A 15,371-nucleotide genomic window follows, 5' to 3' on the forward strand; every position below is an offset into this window, starting at 1 on the left:
CGGAGGCCGCCCGGCCGCGACTGGCTCGATGCTAGCGCGAGTCCGAGCCACGGTTCATCGGTCTATGGTGGCCGCTGCTCAAGGAGCTGCGATCGCCTGCGCGGTCCCCGTCACGGTGATGCCGCCCGTGGTGGGGACGTCGACCGTCAGCAGACTGGGTGCGCCGACGTGATGACCCTGCCGGATGATGACCTGGGCCGGCGGGGCGACCAGGCCGAGTGCGCGCAGATAGCCGCCGAGCGAGGCCGCGGCGGAGCCCGTCGCCGGGTCCTCGGTGATGTCGCCGACGGGGAAGAGGTTGCGGGCTTCGACGAGCAGGCGCCCGGCGTCGTCGAGATCGTGGCAGTGCACCACGGTCACCGTTCCGGCCCAGCCCTGCTCGTCCATCAGTCGGCGCAGCGCGGCCGGATCGAAGCTGAAGGCGTCGAAGGCGTCCTGGTCGCGGACGGCGACGACCGGGTGCCGGTTGCCGGCGAACGACTCACGCAGCGGCCACCGCTCGTCGAGGTCTGAACGCTCGAGCCCGAGCAGGGACAACAGGCGATCGCCGACCTCCTCGTCGAGCCCGTCGACGGAGGGCTCGACGCTCGTGAACGACGCGGTGATCGTGCCGGTGCCGCCGGTTATGTCGGTCGTGGCGGCGTCTGCGTCGGAGGCCGTCTCGACGACGAGCGGCCCGACGTTCGTCTCCAGGGTGAACCGCCCGACGCCACGCCGTTCCGCGAGGGCGACCGCGGTCGCGATGGTCGCGTGACCGCAGAACGGCACCTCGGCACCGGGGGAGAAGTAGCGCATCCGCACGTGCCGGTCGTCACCGTCGACCCAGGGCTCGACGACGAAGGCGGTCTCCGGGTACGCGACCTCGGTGGCGATCGCCTGCATCTCGGCCTCGGTGAGCGTCGAGGCGTCGAGCACGACCCCCGCGGGATTGCCGCCGCCGGCCTCGGCGGCGAAGGCCGTGAGGCGGAGGATCTCGGGCGGTCCGGCGTTCGACATCCGTCGATGCTACCGCTCCTCGCCAGGCCCCGCCCGGAGCCGCCGCCATCGCGATGAGTTTAAGCAGTAATTTATGAAAGTCCTTGACGGCACCCCGTCTCGACCGCGATCCTGGGGTCGCCGCCCTCCGACGACGCAGGGCGGAAAGGAGATGGACATGACATCGCACACCCGGAGGACGCGCATCGCACTGGGCGCCGCGCTCGTCCTCGGCCTCGTCGGCTCCGCCGTCGCGCAACCGGTGGACGCCGAGGCGTTCCCCGCGAAGAACAAGGCCACGGTGATCCAGTACCTCAAGACGATCGCCGGGACGAACATCGTGTCGGGCCAGCACAACAAGGAACCGGCGAGCCTGCCGGGTCAGTACACCCAGCAGGTGAAGGACGTCACCGGGCAGTATCCCGGGCTCTGGGGCGGTGACCTCATGTTCCGCGGGCAGGACGCCGCGAACCGACAGCGGGTGATCGACCAGGCGAAGACGGAGTGGGCGAACGGCTCGCTCGTCGCCCTCACCTGGCACGCCTGCTCACCGACCGGACCCTCCACCTGCGAGTTCGACGGCGGGGTGAAGACCCAGATCTCGAACGCCCAGTTCACGCAGATCGTGACGGGAGGCACCGCGCTCAACACGACCTGGCGGCAGCGGATGGCCGAGGTGGTGCCGTACCTGCGGCAGCTCAAGGACGCCGGGATCCCCGTCCTGTTCCGTCCGTTCCACGAGATGAACGAGACCTGGAACTGGTGGGGTGGCCGCTCAGGCGCGAACGGTGGCGCGAAGATCTTCCAGCAGATGCGCGACTACTTCGACGCCCAGGGCCTCGACAACCTCATCTGGGTCTGGAACGTCCAGGACAACCCGCAGGGCGGGTGGTCGGGCTACTACCCCGGGAACTCCTACGTCGACGTCGTCTCGCTCGACGTCTGGTACAAGAACTACCCGAGCACCGCCGACTACCAGCAGCTGCAGTCGATCGCCGGGACGAAGCCGATCGCCATCGCGGAGATGGGCAAGGTGCCCCACGCGAACCTGTTGCAGTCCCAGACACGCTGGTCATACTTCATGATCTGGTCCGAGCAGCTGCGCGGCAACAACTCGAACACCGAGATCCAGAACACCTACTTCCACCCGAGGGTGCTCAACCAGGGTGAGGTGGTGCTGCCCTAGTCGTCGACCGCGGCGACCTCGACGATCCACGCCCGTTCGGGCGGGGTCGCCGGGGTCTGCAGGCCGGCGTGGCGGAGGGTCGCCCCGGACATCACCACGCCGGTCCAACCGGCGTGCGGACCGTCCACCCCGTCCGGTTCACCGAACCAGGCGGGGACGGTGCGCCTTCCCGAGGGCTCGCCGATGCGCAGCGGCCGGACCCGGTAGCGACGCTCCGGGTCCAGGCCGCGGAGCGTGAACCGCCCGATCCTCGCGACGTCGGAACGCCCGAGGAATGCGAGGGAGAACAACGCCTCCGACCGGTCCGCGGCCACCACCCCCGTGATCTGGAGCGCGTCGTCGACCACGTCCTCACGGACGAGCCGCCCCGTGTGCAGCAGGGCCCTGGTCGAGCGGTAGAGCGCGAACCAGTCGGCCAACTCCGCGAGGTCCGCCGGGGACGCCTGCCGCAGGTCCCACTCGACCCCGAGATGGCCGAAGAGCGCGGTCGCCGCACGGAAGGACAGCTCGTGCGAGCGGCCCGTGGTGTGCGAGCGCCCGGAGGCGATGTGGGCGCCGAGCCGCTCCAGGGGGACCAGCTGGGCGGTCCAGCGGTTGATCTGCTGCCGCTCGAGCGGGTCGCTGCAGTCCGAGGCCCACACGCGGTGCGTGCGCTCGAGGACGCCGAGGTCGACGCGTGAGCCGCCGGAGGAGCAGGACTCGATCTCCAGCTCCGGGAACCGACGCGTGAGTTCGTCCATCAACCGGTACACGGCCGCCGTCTGACGATGCACGCCGGCCCGACCGTCGGGTGCCGACCCGGCGTCGACGAGGTCGCGGTTCTGATCCCACTTGATGTACGCGATGTCGACCTCGGTCAGGATCGCGGTCATCCGTTCCAGGACGGCGGCGAAGGCCTCTGGTCGGCCGAGATCGAGGACCTGCTGGTTCCTGGCGGGGATCGGCAATCGTCCGCCCGTCTGCATGATCCAGTCCGGGTGCTCCCGGGCCAGATCGGAGTCGAGGTTCACCATCTCCGGCTCGAACCACAGACCGAACTCCATCCCCAGGCTCCGGACCCGGTCGGCGAGCGGCTGCAGCCCGTCAGGCCACACCTCCTCGTCGACGAACCAGTCGCCGAGCCCCGCGCGGTCGTGTCGTCGCCCACGGAACCAGCCGTCGTCGAGGACGAACCGCTCGATCCCGAGCGAGGACGCGACCTCGGCCAACTGCATCAGAGCCTCGGCGTCGTGATCGAAGTACACCGCCTCCCACACGTTGAGCGTGAGCGGTCGGTCCCGTGCCGGATGGCCGGGTTGCGCGCGCAGGTGCTCGTGGAACAGCGCGGCCTGGGCGTCGAGCCCGTCCCCGTGGGCGCCGTACACCCAGGGGCTCGTGTAGGCCTCGCCGGGGCCGAGGCGGACCTCGTCCGGCAGGAGCAGCTCGCCACCGCCGATCACCTGGTCGCCGGTCGAGAGCCGTTCCGCGAGGTGTCGCTGGTTGCCGCTCCACCCCACGTGGACGCCCCAGACCTCGCCCGTGGCGAAGCCGAACCCGGGGACGCCCACGTTCAGGACGAGCGGCGCGTCCGGCCCGGTCCGCCCGCGGCGGTCCTCGCGCACCCAGGCGCCGACCCGGAGCGGCGAGCGCTGCGGCGTCCGCTCCTTGCCCCACCGGCCGGCGAGGTCGAGGACCTCCCGGGCGCGAGCCGGGATCGGGAGCGCGAGATGCAGGTCGTCGAGCCGGTAGACGCCGTCGGCGACGTTGCGGAGCGTCGCGCGGACACGCAGGAGACCGGCCTCGCTCAGCTCGAACTCGATCCGGATCGCCAGGCCCGCCTCGGCGTCCTCGCCGTCGACGGTCACCGTGCGCGGGGTCACCTGCGCCGGCTCCATCGTGAACAGCGGCGACCAGTCGCGTCCGTCCCGGCTGCCGGTGATGCCCGGCCGACCGAGCCAGGCCTCGCTCTGTTCCGGAAGCACCGCGAGGCGGGTCGGTCGATCGGGTGCGTTCTCCGTGACGAACCGCTCCGCACCGCGCACGACATCGGCGAGCTCCCGATCGTCGAGCGGACCGAGGTCGGCTCCCCAGTGCGCGATCGACGGCAGGCGACCGTCGCGCAGGTCGATAACGACGCTCACGGCGCGCGATCGCAGGTGGACGACGGGCTGTCGGGTGTCGGTGGACATGGGGTCCTTTCGGATGGGTGCGGTGGTCAGTCCGCGGACGGGCGTGCGAGCTGGCCGTCCCAGGGGACGAAGGTGGCGAGGTCGACGTCGTGCACGGTTCCGTCGGTCCACCGTGCGACCAGCCGGGTCCCGGTCGCGTCCACCGCGACCGGGAGGTCGGGTGTCTCGCCGTCGTCGAAGCGGAGGGTGTGGAGTGCGGCCAGGACGGTGTGCCCCGGAGTGCTGGCGGCGCACAGCGCCGGGACCGCCGAGTGGGGACCGAACGCGTTGGCGTCGCGGTAGGCGACGGCCTCCGCGCGGTCCCAGCCGTGCAGCCCGACGATGGTCGCTGCGAGCCCGTCGCGACCGACCACCGTGGCCCGCGGCGCGGCCCCGGCGGGATCGACCACGGTGCGCAGTACCGCGTCGTCGGCGACGGCCGCACCGCCCTCGCGGACGGCCCACGCGCGAGTCGACTCGACGAGGTGCGCGCGGAGCTCCTGATCGCCGTGGACGATGCTGACCGTGGTGACGGCGCAGCCCGGCCACACTCGGCCGTCGAGCTGTGGGAGGTGCACCGAGCCGGAGACCTCGCCGACGGTCCGCATCCCGCGGATCGCGGCGCGGCGACTCGCCCGCCCGTCCTCATCGAGCAGCGCGAGATGGCCGTCGACGTTCTCGTCCCACGCCGCGCCCGTCCCCGGGGCGGTGTGCGAGGAGTACCCGAACTTGGCGTAGTGCGGATCGTCCGCGTCGGCGCGAGCGGGCTCGACGGGGATCTCGCAGTGGTCGCTGCCGTGGTTGGCGAGCGTCACGACACCGTCCCGCTGCGAGCGCAGGATCCACCCGACCGCCGACAGCACGGTGGTCTCCGGCGGCCCGTCGGTCGGCTGCGGGTGTTCCGGAGCGGTCCACACCGGGTCGTCGCGGTCGATGGCGAGCCCGAGGAACCCGATGCCCGCGAGGTACGGCGAACCGAAGCCGCTGTAGCTCTGCGCGGTGGGCTCCCACGGCCCGTACCAACCGAGACTCAGCGGGCCGTCGACACCGACGCCGTGCCGGACGAACCCCGAGACCACCCCGGAGGCCAGGCGACGCGTCGCGCCGGGGCTCAACGGGTTTACCCCCGAGAGCTCGGCGCACCAGAGCGCGGCGAGGGCGGCCGTCCGATAGCTCAGCGAGCGACCGACGTGCACCATCGACCCGTCGGGTGCGACCATGCGCGCGAAGGAGCCGGTGAAGTCGTGCAGCCGTTCCAGATGCCGTGAGCCGTCGGCCGTGCCCGTGCGGTCGGTCATGCGGTACCAGGCCCAGAGGTAGGGGTGGATCGCCCACGCGTTGTAGTAGTCGATCGCGTGTTCCGGACCGTCGGTGTACCAGCCCTGCTCCAGGTGCCACGACTCCACGCGGGCGACGTTCCTCGTGCCGTTCAGCCCGGTGACGTCCTCGTCGACCGAGCGGAGAAACGCCTCCGCCATCGCCGGGAAGAGCTGCCAGTTGTTGTGCCAGACCTCGAGGCGCGCATGGTGGCGCAGCCAGTCGGCGATCTGCACCTGCTCCTTCCGGGTGAGCCCCGCCCACAGTCGGTCTCGACTGACGTACAGGCCGAACGCGATGTTCGCCGCCTCCACGATCGAGTTGGTGACGCCCGTGCCAGGAGCCCGACACGTCACGCCCAGCGGCCAGGACTCCGGACCGTCCGGGGCCGTACCGGCGAGGAGTGCCCGGCTGTACCAGGCGACGAGGTCCTCGACCCCGTCACCATCGCCGTCTCCGCCGCCGGCGATCCGTGGTGCGGCGAGGAGGAAGGAGCGACCGACCGCCTCCATGCCCTCGCGGGCGACACCGTCGCGGGTGACCCGACCTGGCAGCCGAGGAATGCCGCCGAGCGGGCTCTCGAACCGGCGGACCTCCGCCAGCCACCGGTCGGCCGCGGCCTCCCAGTGCGCCCGCGTCCACCCGGTGAAGGGTGCGGCGACGGGGTCCGCGGCCGGTAGACGGAACGGCGGGAGCGGGTCGGGCGTCATCGTGGGGCCTCCATCGGTGCTCCCGGTTCCGGGTACTGTTGCGCGCGGCGCACCCGCAGCGTGTGTGACCCGCTCGTCGCGGTGGCGCGCTGCACGAGCCGGATGCGGAAGATGGCCGACCCCCAGACCTCGTGGAGCTTCGGGTCGTCGATGTCGATCCGGTCCACCGCCACCTCGAACGCGGGGTCGGTGTCCAGGCGGGCGTCGCCGACCAGGATCCCACCGCCCGCGACGACCGGCTCGACGGCGGTGAGGAAGGTGAGCGTCATCCGCATCGGTTCCGAGAACGCCCAGTCGTCCTCGATCAGGACGGTGCCGGCCGAGCGGTCGAGCGACACCGTGCGGTCGAGCGCCGTCAGCCGAGCCTCGGCCGGATACGCGCCCAGGAGCGACATGGCGAGGACCGCGCGTCCGTCACCGTCGGAGAACCGCGTCCCACTCGCCGCGAACCCCCGGCCATACGGCTGTTCGACACCTGCGGGGAGCGGCACGTTGTGGAACGCACTCCGCATGGTCCAGATGCCGTAGCGGGTGTCGGGCATGAAGGTGTCGCGGTGGTACACGCCCACGCCGACGTCGATGAGGACGGGTGCGCCGTCCAACGAGACGATCACGCCGCCGGCGTCGTTGTGGTTGTGACTGACGTCGTTGTGACCGCCCTTCGCGGCGACCGCCCAGCCGTCCACGCGACCGGCGTGCTCGCGGAACACCGCGACCTCCGTGCCCGGCGCGTACCAGGACGCCGGCATCCCGGGCACCGCGTCACCCGAGGTCGTCCACGCCGAATCGAGCAGCTCCGCGAGTGTGCGGCGGAACAACGGGGCCAACTGCGCCGAGAAGCCGAGCGGATGCGAGCGCCCCATCCAGCGGGCATGGGCCGCCACCTCGTCGTCGCCCACGCGCTCGCCGAAGCGGGCGAGCAGGTTCCATGTGGCGTTCGTCGGCAGGCTCGCGGACCCGTCCGAGAAGTTGACCTGTGACTCGCCGGAGAGCTGCATCACCATCGGGAAACGGGCCATCGCGGCCACCGGCGCGACCGCGAACCCGTCGAACGCGCCCTCGGTGACCTCGCCGAGGAGGTCGAGTGCCTCGAACAGCGTCGCCCCCGCCCACCACCAGTAGGTCGCCCCCTCGTCGCAGCTGCCGTCATCGGCGTAGCCCGCTCGGAACCGGTCCAGGATGACGAGTGCGCGGTCGATCGACGACGCCAGCTCGTCCGGGTCCGTCTCGACCACCGCCGAGCACACGAGGACGTTCGAGACGATCCACGGCGCCCAGTTGTTCGGCGGGCCGTCGAGCCCGTGCCAGAAGTCCACCTCGTTCCGCCACGGGTCCAGCACGCGACGCCGGATCTCCGCGTGCACCCGCGAGCGCAGCCCGGGGAAGGCCAGCTCCAAGCGGTCACCCGCGATCGTGTCCACCGCGGCGAGCATGCCGCCCACGTAGGCGTCGGACAGGTCGAGGATGTCGCGGCCAGGGAGCGGAAGGAACGGGCGCTCGCCGGACTCCGGCAGGGCGTAGTGGGAGGGCAGACACCACGCGGTCAGCTCGCAGAGCCGCCAGACGCGATCGCCGAGCTCGCGGACCCAGGCCTCGTCGTCGGTCACGCCGAGGGCGAGCGCGGACGAGGCGACCGCACCGAGGAGCGCCTGCTGCGCCGTTTCGTAGGGGGTCCGGTCGCCGTCGGAGCTGTACCGCGCCCAGAGGGACAGCGTGGGCGGGTTGCGGTCGGCCTCGACGCACCAGTGCCGCGCCGCGGCGAGCAACGCCGTCCGGTCCCGCTCCGAGACCCGGCCCCAGGCGGTGCGGTCTCCGACCGGCGGTCCTGCGCGCCAGCTCCCGACGCGCAGGGCTCGGCGCGCCCGCGGCGTGAACTGCTCGGCGAAGCTCGTGGTGGTCGGCGCGCTGGTGGCTGCTGGGAGGGGCATGGTCTGGCCTCTGCTGCGGTTCGGTGGTCTGCGGTTCAGTGGTGTGCGGTTCGGTGGCCCGCTCACGCCTGGAGCGCGAGCGCGGCGATGGTGATCGGTCGTCGGAAGGCGCCGGTCCTGACGAGGTGCAGGACCTCGTCCACGGTGTTGGTGGCGAGCCGGCCGAGTTCGTTCCCGGCCGAGCCGGCGATGTGGGGCGTGATGACCGTGTTCGGCGTCGACCACAGCCGTGAGGTCGACGGCAGGATCTCGGGGGAGGTCACGTCGAGGATCGCGACGAGGTCGCCGCATTCGAGACGATCGGCGAGGGCCTCGTGGTCGACGAGGTCGCCACGGGCGGTGTTGATGACGGTGGTGCCGGGACGCATCAGCCGGAGGAGTCCGCGGTCGACGAGGTGCCGAGTCGAGGGCAGGGCCGGCGCGTGGAGGGTGACGATGTCACTGCCTGCGGCCAGCTCCTCGAGGGGCACGCAGGGTACGCCGATGGCGAGCCGCTGCTCGTGGTCGAGCGTCGGGTCGGCGACGAGCACCCGTACGTCGAGGGAGGCGAGCCGTTCGATGACGAGCCGACCGATGCGCGAGGCCCCCACGACCCCCACGGTGATGCCGTGGCTGCCGACGGTCGGCCAGGCCCGCTCGGCGTCGACAGGGGCGTTCGAGGACCGCAGCGTCTCCGCCGCCCAGAACGTCCGCTTGGCGGCGAGCACGATCATCGCGACGGTGAACTCGGCGACCGGTACCGCGTTGGCCGCTGCGCTCGACGTCAGCGACACGTGACGGTCGAGCAGGGCGTCCGTGACGATGCCGCGGACGCTGCCGGCCGAGTGGGCCACCGCGCGCAGGGACGGGAGCATCCGCAGGAGCGGCTCGTCCAGCGCCGGGGACCCCCAGCCGGTCACGAGCACCTCGGCTTCGGCCAACAGCGCGCGGTCGTCGACGCGCTCCGGACGGAGGGGGCGGTCGGACAGGAGATGGAGGCGCGACTCGGACCGCAGGCGTGCGAGGTCGAGCTCGGAGAACACCCGCTCGAAGGTGCCCTCCGGCATGAGGAAGCCGACCGTGCCTCGGAGGGCGCTCTCGCTCTGCAGCATCGTCGCCTCCTGGTCGTCTCGACAGCAGGCTCAATCCCAGTGCGCGACGCCGGAGCCTGTCAAGCACTCGCGTTCAAACGAACAGCAAACGAACACCCCGTGCCTCACCGAGGCGGTGCCGTCGACTCGCGGAGGCTGAGGCTCGGACGCAGGCTCGTGTGGCGCGCGGCGAACCCCGTCTGGGCTGCGGCCGAGATGCGTTCGAAGCACATCGTGGCCGCGAACCTGCCGATGTCGCGTTTGGGCGGCGCGACGGCCGTGAGCGGCACCCTGGCCAGGCCGGCGACCTCGTCGTCGTAGGCGACGATCGACAGGTCTCCGGGGATGGACAGGCCGAGGTCGAGCGCGGCATCCGCGAACTCGACGGCGTAGTGGTCCGAGTGCAGGAACACCGCCGTCGTCCCGGACGCCACGCACGCCTCCAGGTATCGCCGCGTCTGCTCGCCGACGCCCTGCTGGTCGTCGATGATGGCCGTGCTGGCGTCCTCGCGCAGTCCGAGCTGGCGCACGGCCCGCTCGAAGCCGAGACGCAGCGAGGGCGTCGTGGGGGTGTCGAAGGCGGCCATCCCGATGCGTTCGTGGCCGAGTCCGGCCAGGTGACGCAGGGCCATGACCGCCCCGGCGGCGTGGTCGGTGCGCACGAACTCCAGGCCGTCGCCGATCGCGGACTCTGCGACGGAGCGCTCGACGAGGACGACCGGCACCGGCGACCGCTCCAGCAGCTCGAGCGTCGGGTGGGCGTCGAGGATCGACGTCGTCACGAGCAGGCCGTCCACCCCGCCGACGAGGAGGCGCTCGATCTGATCACGCTCGCGGTCGGGGTCGTAGCGGGAGACGCCGAGGACGATCCGTCCACCGAGCGACTGGGCGCGCTCGACCGCACCGGCGACGATCGTCGGGAAGTAGTAGCTCGGGTCTGGGACGACGAACCCGAAGGTGAACAGGGTGTCGGCCGCCCCTGGAGCCGGGGTCGGCCGGGCACCGGGCCGGTGGGGCATCCCGGTCGTCGGCTGCGTGTCGACGGACACCGCGCCACCGTGCACGCGGCGGAGCCGGCCCTGTTCACCGAGCTCGCGGAGGTCGCGCCGGACGGTCATCGCCGAGATGCCCATCCGTTCGGCGAAGTCCGCTGCCGAGAGACTGCCGTGGATGCGCAGCTCGGCGAGGATGCGCTCGTGTCGTTGCGACAGCTCCATGATGAACTCCGATGTTCGATTCCTGTTCGGATGATTGAATGATGTTGACTTTACACAGCGGCCCCGCGAATGATGTCCAACGTTCGAGAGAACGGCGCGGAGGCCCGAGACCTGGCATCCGCCGTGAGCAAGGGAGCTGCTGTGAGCGCGACGACGACCGATCGGCCGGAGACCATCCGACCACCGATCGCCCCCGCCGGGTCCGGTGATCGGCCGACGAGACGCCGCGTGCCGTTCCGGATGCAGTTCCGTCGCGACGCACCGTTGCTCGTCATGGTGACCCCGGCGGTCGTGCTGCTGTTGTTGTTCGTGTACATCCCGCTGCTGGGGAACGTCATCGCGTTCATGGACTACCAGCCGTACATCCCGATCCCGGACAGCCCGTGGGTGGGCTTCGCCAACTTCACGGCGCTGTTCACCGACCAGGCGTTCTGGAACGCGGTCTCCAACACCCTCCAGATCACCTTCATCCAACTGGTGCTGTTCTTCCCCGTGCCGATCGCGCTGGCCATCTTCATCCACTCGCTGACCTGGCCCTGGCTCCGCTCCATCGTGCAGTCGGTGCTGTACCTGCCGCACTTCCTGTCCTGGGTCATCGTCGTCGGCTTCTTCCAGCAGAGCCTCGGCTCCGGTGGTGTCCTGAACACCTGGCTCCGGCAGCTGGACCTCGGCACCGTCTCGGTGATGTCGGATCCGGCGACGTTCAAGCTGCTGCTCTCCTCACAGGTGATCTGGAAGGATGCGGGCTGGGGCACGATCATCTTCCTCGCGGCACTCGCGGCGATCGACGACTCCCTCTACGAGGCCGCCGCCATCGACGGCGCGGGCGCCTGGAGCCGGTTCTGGCACATCACCTTGCCCGGCATCCGACCCATCATCGTGCTCCTGCTCATCCTGCGACTGGGCGAGGCGCTGTCCGTCGGGTTCGAGCAGATCATCCTGCAACGGAACGCCGTCGGGCCGGGGGCCGCCGAAGTGCTCGACACCTACGTCTACTACCACGGCGTCATCGACGGGAACTGGAGCACCGGCATCGCCGCCGGACTCATCAAGGGCCTCGTCGGTCTCATCCTCATCCTCGTCGCCAACAAAGCGGCGCACATGCTCGGCGAGCAGGGAGTGTATTCCAAATCATGAGCACCATCGTCCGACCGATCTGGGCAGGGAAACCGAAGCCCGTCGTCCTCGCGCTCAAGGCGCTCGCGATCGTCGTGATCCTCGCCGTCATCCTCTTCCCGTTCCTCATCGTGGTCTCGACCAGCGTCTCGACCGCCGAGGACGTCACGGCCGCCGGCGGCTACGTCGTCTGGCCGAAGTCGTTCACGCTCGACGCCTACCAGCAGATCCTCGCCGGCGGGGTGGTGACCAGGGCGATCCTGGTGACGCTGTTCGTCACCGTCGTCGGCACGCTCATCAGCCTGGTCTGCACGGTCTCGGCGGCGTGGGCCCTCAGCCGACGGTCGTTCTTCCAGCGCCCGGTGCTCATGATCGTGCTCGCCACCTTCCTCTTCACGCCGGGCCTCATCCCGTTGTACCTGATGGTCAAGCAGCTCGGACTGCTCGACAACGTCTGGGCGCTCATCCTGCCCGGGGCGTTCAGCGTCTTCAACATGGTGGTCGTCCGCGGCTTCATGATGGGCATCCCGCAGGAGCTCATCGACAGCGCGAAGATCGACGGTGCGGGGGAGTTCCGCATCCTCGGCACGATCGTCCTCCCGCTGTCCCGCGCGGTGATCGCCGTCGTCGCTCTCTTCTACGCGGTCGGGTACTGGAACGCGTTCTTCAACGCGCTGCTGTACATCAACGACACCTCGAAGTGGACGCTGCAGCTCGTCCTCCGGACGTACGTGCTGCAGGGCTCCTCGCTCGTCGGGGGAGCCTCGGACGCCTCCGTGCTGCCGCCCGCCGAGTCCCTGCAGATGGCCGTGGTGCTCATCGCCATCGTCCCGATCCTGATCGCCTACCCGCTCGTGCAACGCCACCTCACGAAGGGCGTGCTGACCGGCGCCGTCAAGGGCTGACCGATCCGCACCCACCGACCCGGCATCGTCGCCGGGATCCGACCCGCGCCCCAGGCGCTCGCCTCACCTCGAAGGAGACCACGATGAACGACACCACCCCAGGCCTGTCCCGCCGCACCTTCCTCACCGCGGCCGGCGTCGGCCTCGCGGTCCTCGGCCTCGGGTCCGCGCTCACCGGCTGCACCCCCGGTGGTGCGACCTCGGGAGCCGCCGGATCCGGAGCCCTCGTCCCGCTGCCCACCTACGTGCCGATCACGAAGGGACCGACCCCCGATCTCGCCGGCTCGGCGACGGTCCAGCCGGTGTACTACTCCGCGCCGAAGGAGTCGGAGCTGTTCACCTCGGTGTCGGGGAAGACGGCGATCAGCGGCGCGGTGTCGGGCTTCGTCATCTCGTACAGCCCGCCGGCGCCGGCCTCGAACAGCTACCTCCAGGCGGCCGAGAAGCAACTCGGGTGCAAACTCGACCTCCAGGTGGTCCCCGCCGACTCCTTCGCACCCAAGTTCGCCACGGTCATGGCCGGTGGAAGCGTGCCGGACCTCGTCGAATTCCTCGCGTTCCAGCTGCCACCGTCCTACCCGCAGCTGCTCAAAGCGCAGTTCGCCGACCTCTCCGACCACCTCTCGGGCGACAACGTGAAGACGTACCCGAACCTCGCGAACCTGCCCACGCCGTCGTGGGAGGGCTGCCGGATCAACGGCCGGATCTACGGTGTCCCGGTGAACCGGCCACCCTTCGGCAACATGCTCATCTCGCGTCCGGACGTCATCAAGGACCTCACCGGGGCGGAGCCCGCCCCCAAGACGAAGGACGACTTCACCGAGCTGTGCAAGGCGGTCACCGACGCCAAGCGCAACCGCTACGCGATCAGCGGGCAGAGCAACGGCGACAGCGTCGACTGGGGGTACGACTTCATCGGTGCGATGTTCGGGGTCCCGAACGGGTGGGAGCTGAAGGGGTCGAAGCTCGTCCACAAGTGGGAGTCGGACCGGTGGCTCGAGACGCTCTCGTACATCAAGGAGTTGAAGGACGCCGGGTACTACCACCCGGACACTCCGAGCATCTCCGGCTCGCAGGCGAAGACCTACATGGCCAACGGCACCGTCCTCATGCACCAGGACGGCATCTCGGCCATCATCGACCCCGGCGCGCCGGAGGGCGTGGTCTACGACGCGATCCTGCCGTTCGCGGCGGACGGCGGCGACGGCATCGTGTACCAGGGCTCGTCGATGTTCTCGTTCACGGCGATCAAGCAGGCGGACGAGGCGCGGGTGAAGGAGCTGCTGACCCTGCTCAACCACCTCGCGGCCCCCTACGGCAGCACCGAAGGGTTCTTCCTGCAGTACGGCGTCGAGGGCGAGCACCACACCCGGGAGGCGGACGGTCGCGTCGTCCTCACCGAGGCGGGGTCGGCGCAGATCGGCCCGACCTCGCTCAACCGACTCGCCGCGGCACCGCAGATCCTCGCCACGGCCGTGCCGATGGAGGAGCGGTTGCGGCGCTCGCACGAGTGGCAGCAGAAAGCCGCTCCCATGCTCCAGAAGAGTCCGATCACCGGCCTCTACTCGGAGACCGCCGGCAAGACCGCATCGGCGACGAACAACCTGTCGTCGACGATGAACGAGTACATCCTGGGCCGCACGAGTTTCGACGCCGTGAAGTCGGGGATCGCCTCGTGGAAGCAGTCGACGAACGACAAGGTGCGGGCCGAGTACCAGGAGCAGCTCGAGAAGCTGTCCTGACGGCGGCCGGGCGGCTCGTCGAGACCAGCCCGGACCGACCTCAGGCCGGGGACCCGGTCGACTCGCCCTCGATGAGCTCGCCGTCCACGAAGTGCACCCCCGGGACGTAGGTGCCACCGGCGATCGCATCGGCGAGATAGCCGGCCGCAGCACGGCCGACGTCGTGGAGGAGCGGGTCGATCGTCGTGAGGGTCCGGTCCCGTTGACCCATGAGGCCGGCGAGGTTGTCCATCCCGACCACGGCGATGTCCTCGGGCACCCGGCGACCGGCCTCCCGGAAGACCTCGATGGCGGCGAGTGCGATGGTGTCGTTCGCGCAGAACACCGCGTCGACGTCGTGTCCGGCCTCGATGAGTCGCTGTGCCGCCTGACGCCCCCAGGCCCGGGACCAGTCGCCGTGGAGCCCCGTCCCTCCGACCAGCTCGACCCCGGCCTCGTCCAGCGCGCGGTGCAGTCCCTCCGCCCGGTCGTGGGCGGAGCGGTCGTCGAGCGAGGCACCGATGTGCGCGATGCGACGGCGACCGAGGCCCAGCAGATGTCGTCCCGCGAGCTCGCCGGCCAGGCGGCCGTTGTGCAGGAACGAGGCATCCCCGGGATCGTCCGAGGCACCATAGGCGTAGACGACGGGCACCGCGAACCCGTCGGTGACCGAACGCATCTCGGTCCCGCTGCCGTCGCCGATGACGAGGAGGCCGTCGACGTTGCGGGCGCGCAGCTTCCGGACGGTCGCGGCCATGAGGGAGCGGTCGAGACGGGAGTCGGACACGAGGACCGAGAGGTCGCGGGCGCCGAGGGTCGTCGTCGCGGCGGTGAGGACCGGCATCGTGAACGCGCCGGGGGCGTTGAGCGTCAGCACACCGATCGTCGCGCTGCGTCCCTGCGCGAGGAACTGGCCGAGGGCGTTCGGCTGGTAGTCCAGTCGCGCCGCGGCCTCGAGGATGCGCTCGCGCGTGGCGTCCGAGGCCTTGCCCTGACCACGCAACACCTTCGATGCGGTCGAGACGGAGACCCCGGCGATGGCGGCCACATCCTGCAGGGAAATCGCTTTTCTAGACATC

The 15,371-nt window shown here is 70.5% G+C and carries 11 protein-coding genes; 4 read left to right on the forward strand and 7 right to left on the reverse strand.

Going from position 1 to position 15,371, the window contains the following annotated elements:
• Positions 1–78 precede the first annotated feature (78 nt).
• Positions 79–996, reverse strand: coding sequence for a PhzF family phenazine biosynthesis protein (locus tag A4X17_RS12110; RefSeq protein WP_064295921.1), 918 nt, complete (start codon positions 994–996; stop codon positions 79–81).
• A 157-nt stretch (positions 997–1,153) separates the two neighbouring features.
• Here A4X17_RS12110 and A4X17_RS12115 point away from each other — a divergent pair, with 157 nt between their 5' ends.
• Positions 1,154–2,161 (forward strand): glycoside hydrolase family 26 protein, encoded by a 1,008-nt coding sequence (locus A4X17_RS12115; RefSeq protein ID WP_197479072.1) that lies wholly within the window; start codon positions 1,154–1,156, stop codon positions 2,159–2,161.
• On the opposite strand, the gene A4X17_RS12120 is transcribed toward A4X17_RS12115, so the two are convergent.
• The 5 genes from A4X17_RS12120 to A4X17_RS12140 form a co-directional block, all read right to left on the reverse strand.
• Entirely contained in the window at positions 2,158–4,329 is a 2,172-nt protein-coding gene (locus A4X17_RS12120) for an alpha-galactosidase (protein WP_064295922.1), read from the reverse strand. The two genes, A4X17_RS12115 and A4X17_RS12120, sit on opposite strands and share 4 nt — an antisense overlap.
• 26 nt (positions 4,330–4,355) lie before the next feature.
• On the reverse strand, positions 4,356–6,335 hold the full coding sequence (locus A4X17_RS12125) for a DUF2264 domain-containing protein (protein WP_064295923.1): 1,980 nt from the start codon (positions 6,333–6,335) through the stop codon (positions 4,356–4,358).
• Positions 6,332–8,263 (reverse strand): heparinase II/III family protein, encoded by a 1,932-nt coding sequence (locus A4X17_RS12130; protein ID WP_064295924.1) that lies wholly within the window; start codon positions 8,261–8,263, stop codon positions 6,332–6,334. Before A4X17_RS12130 ends, A4X17_RS12125 begins: the two co-directional genes overlap by 4 nt.
• Before the next feature lie 62 nt (positions 8,264–8,325).
• The gene (locus A4X17_RS12135) at positions 8,326–9,354 is read right to left on the reverse strand and encodes a hydroxyacid dehydrogenase (protein ID WP_064295925.1); all 1,029 of its coding nucleotides are present in this window, start codon (positions 9,352–9,354) and stop codon (positions 8,326–8,328) included.
• A gap of 104 nt (positions 9,355–9,458) precedes the next feature.
• Complete coding sequence (locus tag A4X17_RS12140; RefSeq protein ID WP_064295926.1) at positions 9,459–10,550, reverse strand: substrate-binding domain-containing protein; 1,092 nt, start codon at positions 10,548–10,550, stop codon at positions 9,459–9,461.
• Between the two features lie 141 nt (positions 10,551–10,691).
• On the opposite strand from A4X17_RS12140, the gene A4X17_RS12145 reads away from it, so the two are divergent.
• From A4X17_RS12145 to A4X17_RS12155, 3 genes are all read left to right on the forward strand, one after another.
• Positions 10,692–11,687 carry a sugar ABC transporter permease gene (locus A4X17_RS12145; protein WP_231884373.1) on the forward strand — a complete coding sequence of 332 codons (996 nt, stop codon included), beginning with the start codon at positions 10,692–10,694 and terminating at the stop codon, positions 11,685–11,687.
• A complete protein-coding gene (locus A4X17_RS12150; protein WP_064295927.1) occupies positions 11,684–12,571 on the forward strand; it encodes a carbohydrate ABC transporter permease in 888 nt (295 codons plus the stop codon). Before A4X17_RS12145 ends, A4X17_RS12150 begins: the two co-directional genes overlap by 4 nt.
• Positions 12,572–12,654: 83 nt before the next feature.
• The gene (locus A4X17_RS12155) at positions 12,655–14,313 is read left to right on the forward strand and encodes an extracellular solute-binding protein (protein ID WP_064295928.1); all 1,659 of its coding nucleotides are present in this window, start codon (positions 12,655–12,657) and stop codon (positions 14,311–14,313) included.
• A 40-nt stretch (positions 14,314–14,353) separates the two neighbouring features.
• Here the strand turns inward: A4X17_RS12155 and A4X17_RS12160 are convergent, their stop codons facing one another.
• A complete protein-coding gene (locus tag A4X17_RS12160) occupies positions 14,354–15,370 on the reverse strand; it encodes a LacI family DNA-binding transcriptional regulator (protein WP_064295998.1) in 1,017 nt (338 codons plus the stop codon).
• Position 15,371: the final 1 nt, after the last annotated feature.

Source organism: Plantibacter sp. H53 (assembly GCF_001650455.1).
In the GTDB taxonomy this organism is placed as follows: Bacteria; Actinomycetota; Actinomycetes; order Actinomycetales; family Microbacteriaceae; genus Plantibacter; species Plantibacter flavus_A.

Coding starts and splice junctions, on each gene's coding strand:
- A4X17_RS12130 (WP_064295924.1), bottom strand. CDS start 8,263: ATGCCCCTCCCAGCAGCCACCAGCGCGCCGACCACCACGAGCTTCGCC.
- A4X17_RS12155 (WP_064295928.1), top strand. CDS start 12,655: ATGAACGACACCACCCCAGGCCTGTCCCGCCGCACCTTCCTCACCGCG.
- A4X17_RS12150 (WP_064295927.1), top strand. CDS start 11,684: ATGAGCACCATCGTCCGACCGATCTGGGCAGGGAAACCGAAGCCCGTC.
- A4X17_RS12140 (WP_064295926.1), bottom strand. CDS start 10,550: ATGGAGCTGTCGCAACGACACGAGCGCATCCTCGCCGAGCTGCGCATC.
- A4X17_RS12120 (WP_064295922.1), bottom strand. CDS start 4,329: ATGTCCACCGACACCCGACAGCCCGTCGTCCACCTGCGATCGCGCGCC.
- A4X17_RS12110 (WP_064295921.1), bottom strand. CDS start 996: ATGTCGAACGCCGGACCGCCCGAGATCCTCCGCCTCACGGCCTTCGCC.
- A4X17_RS12115 (WP_197479072.1), top strand. CDS start 1,154: ATGACATCGCACACCCGGAGGACGCGCATCGCACTGGGCGCCGCGCTC.
- A4X17_RS12160 (WP_064295998.1), bottom strand. CDS start 15,370: ATGTCTAGAAAAGCGATTTCCCTGCAGGATGTGGCCGCCATCGCCGGG.
- A4X17_RS12135 (WP_064295925.1), bottom strand. CDS start 9,354: ATGCTGCAGAGCGAGAGCGCCCTCCGAGGCACGGTCGGCTTCCTCATG.
- A4X17_RS12125 (WP_064295923.1), bottom strand. CDS start 6,335: ATGACGCCCGACCCGCTCCCGCCGTTCCGTCTACCGGCCGCGGACCCC.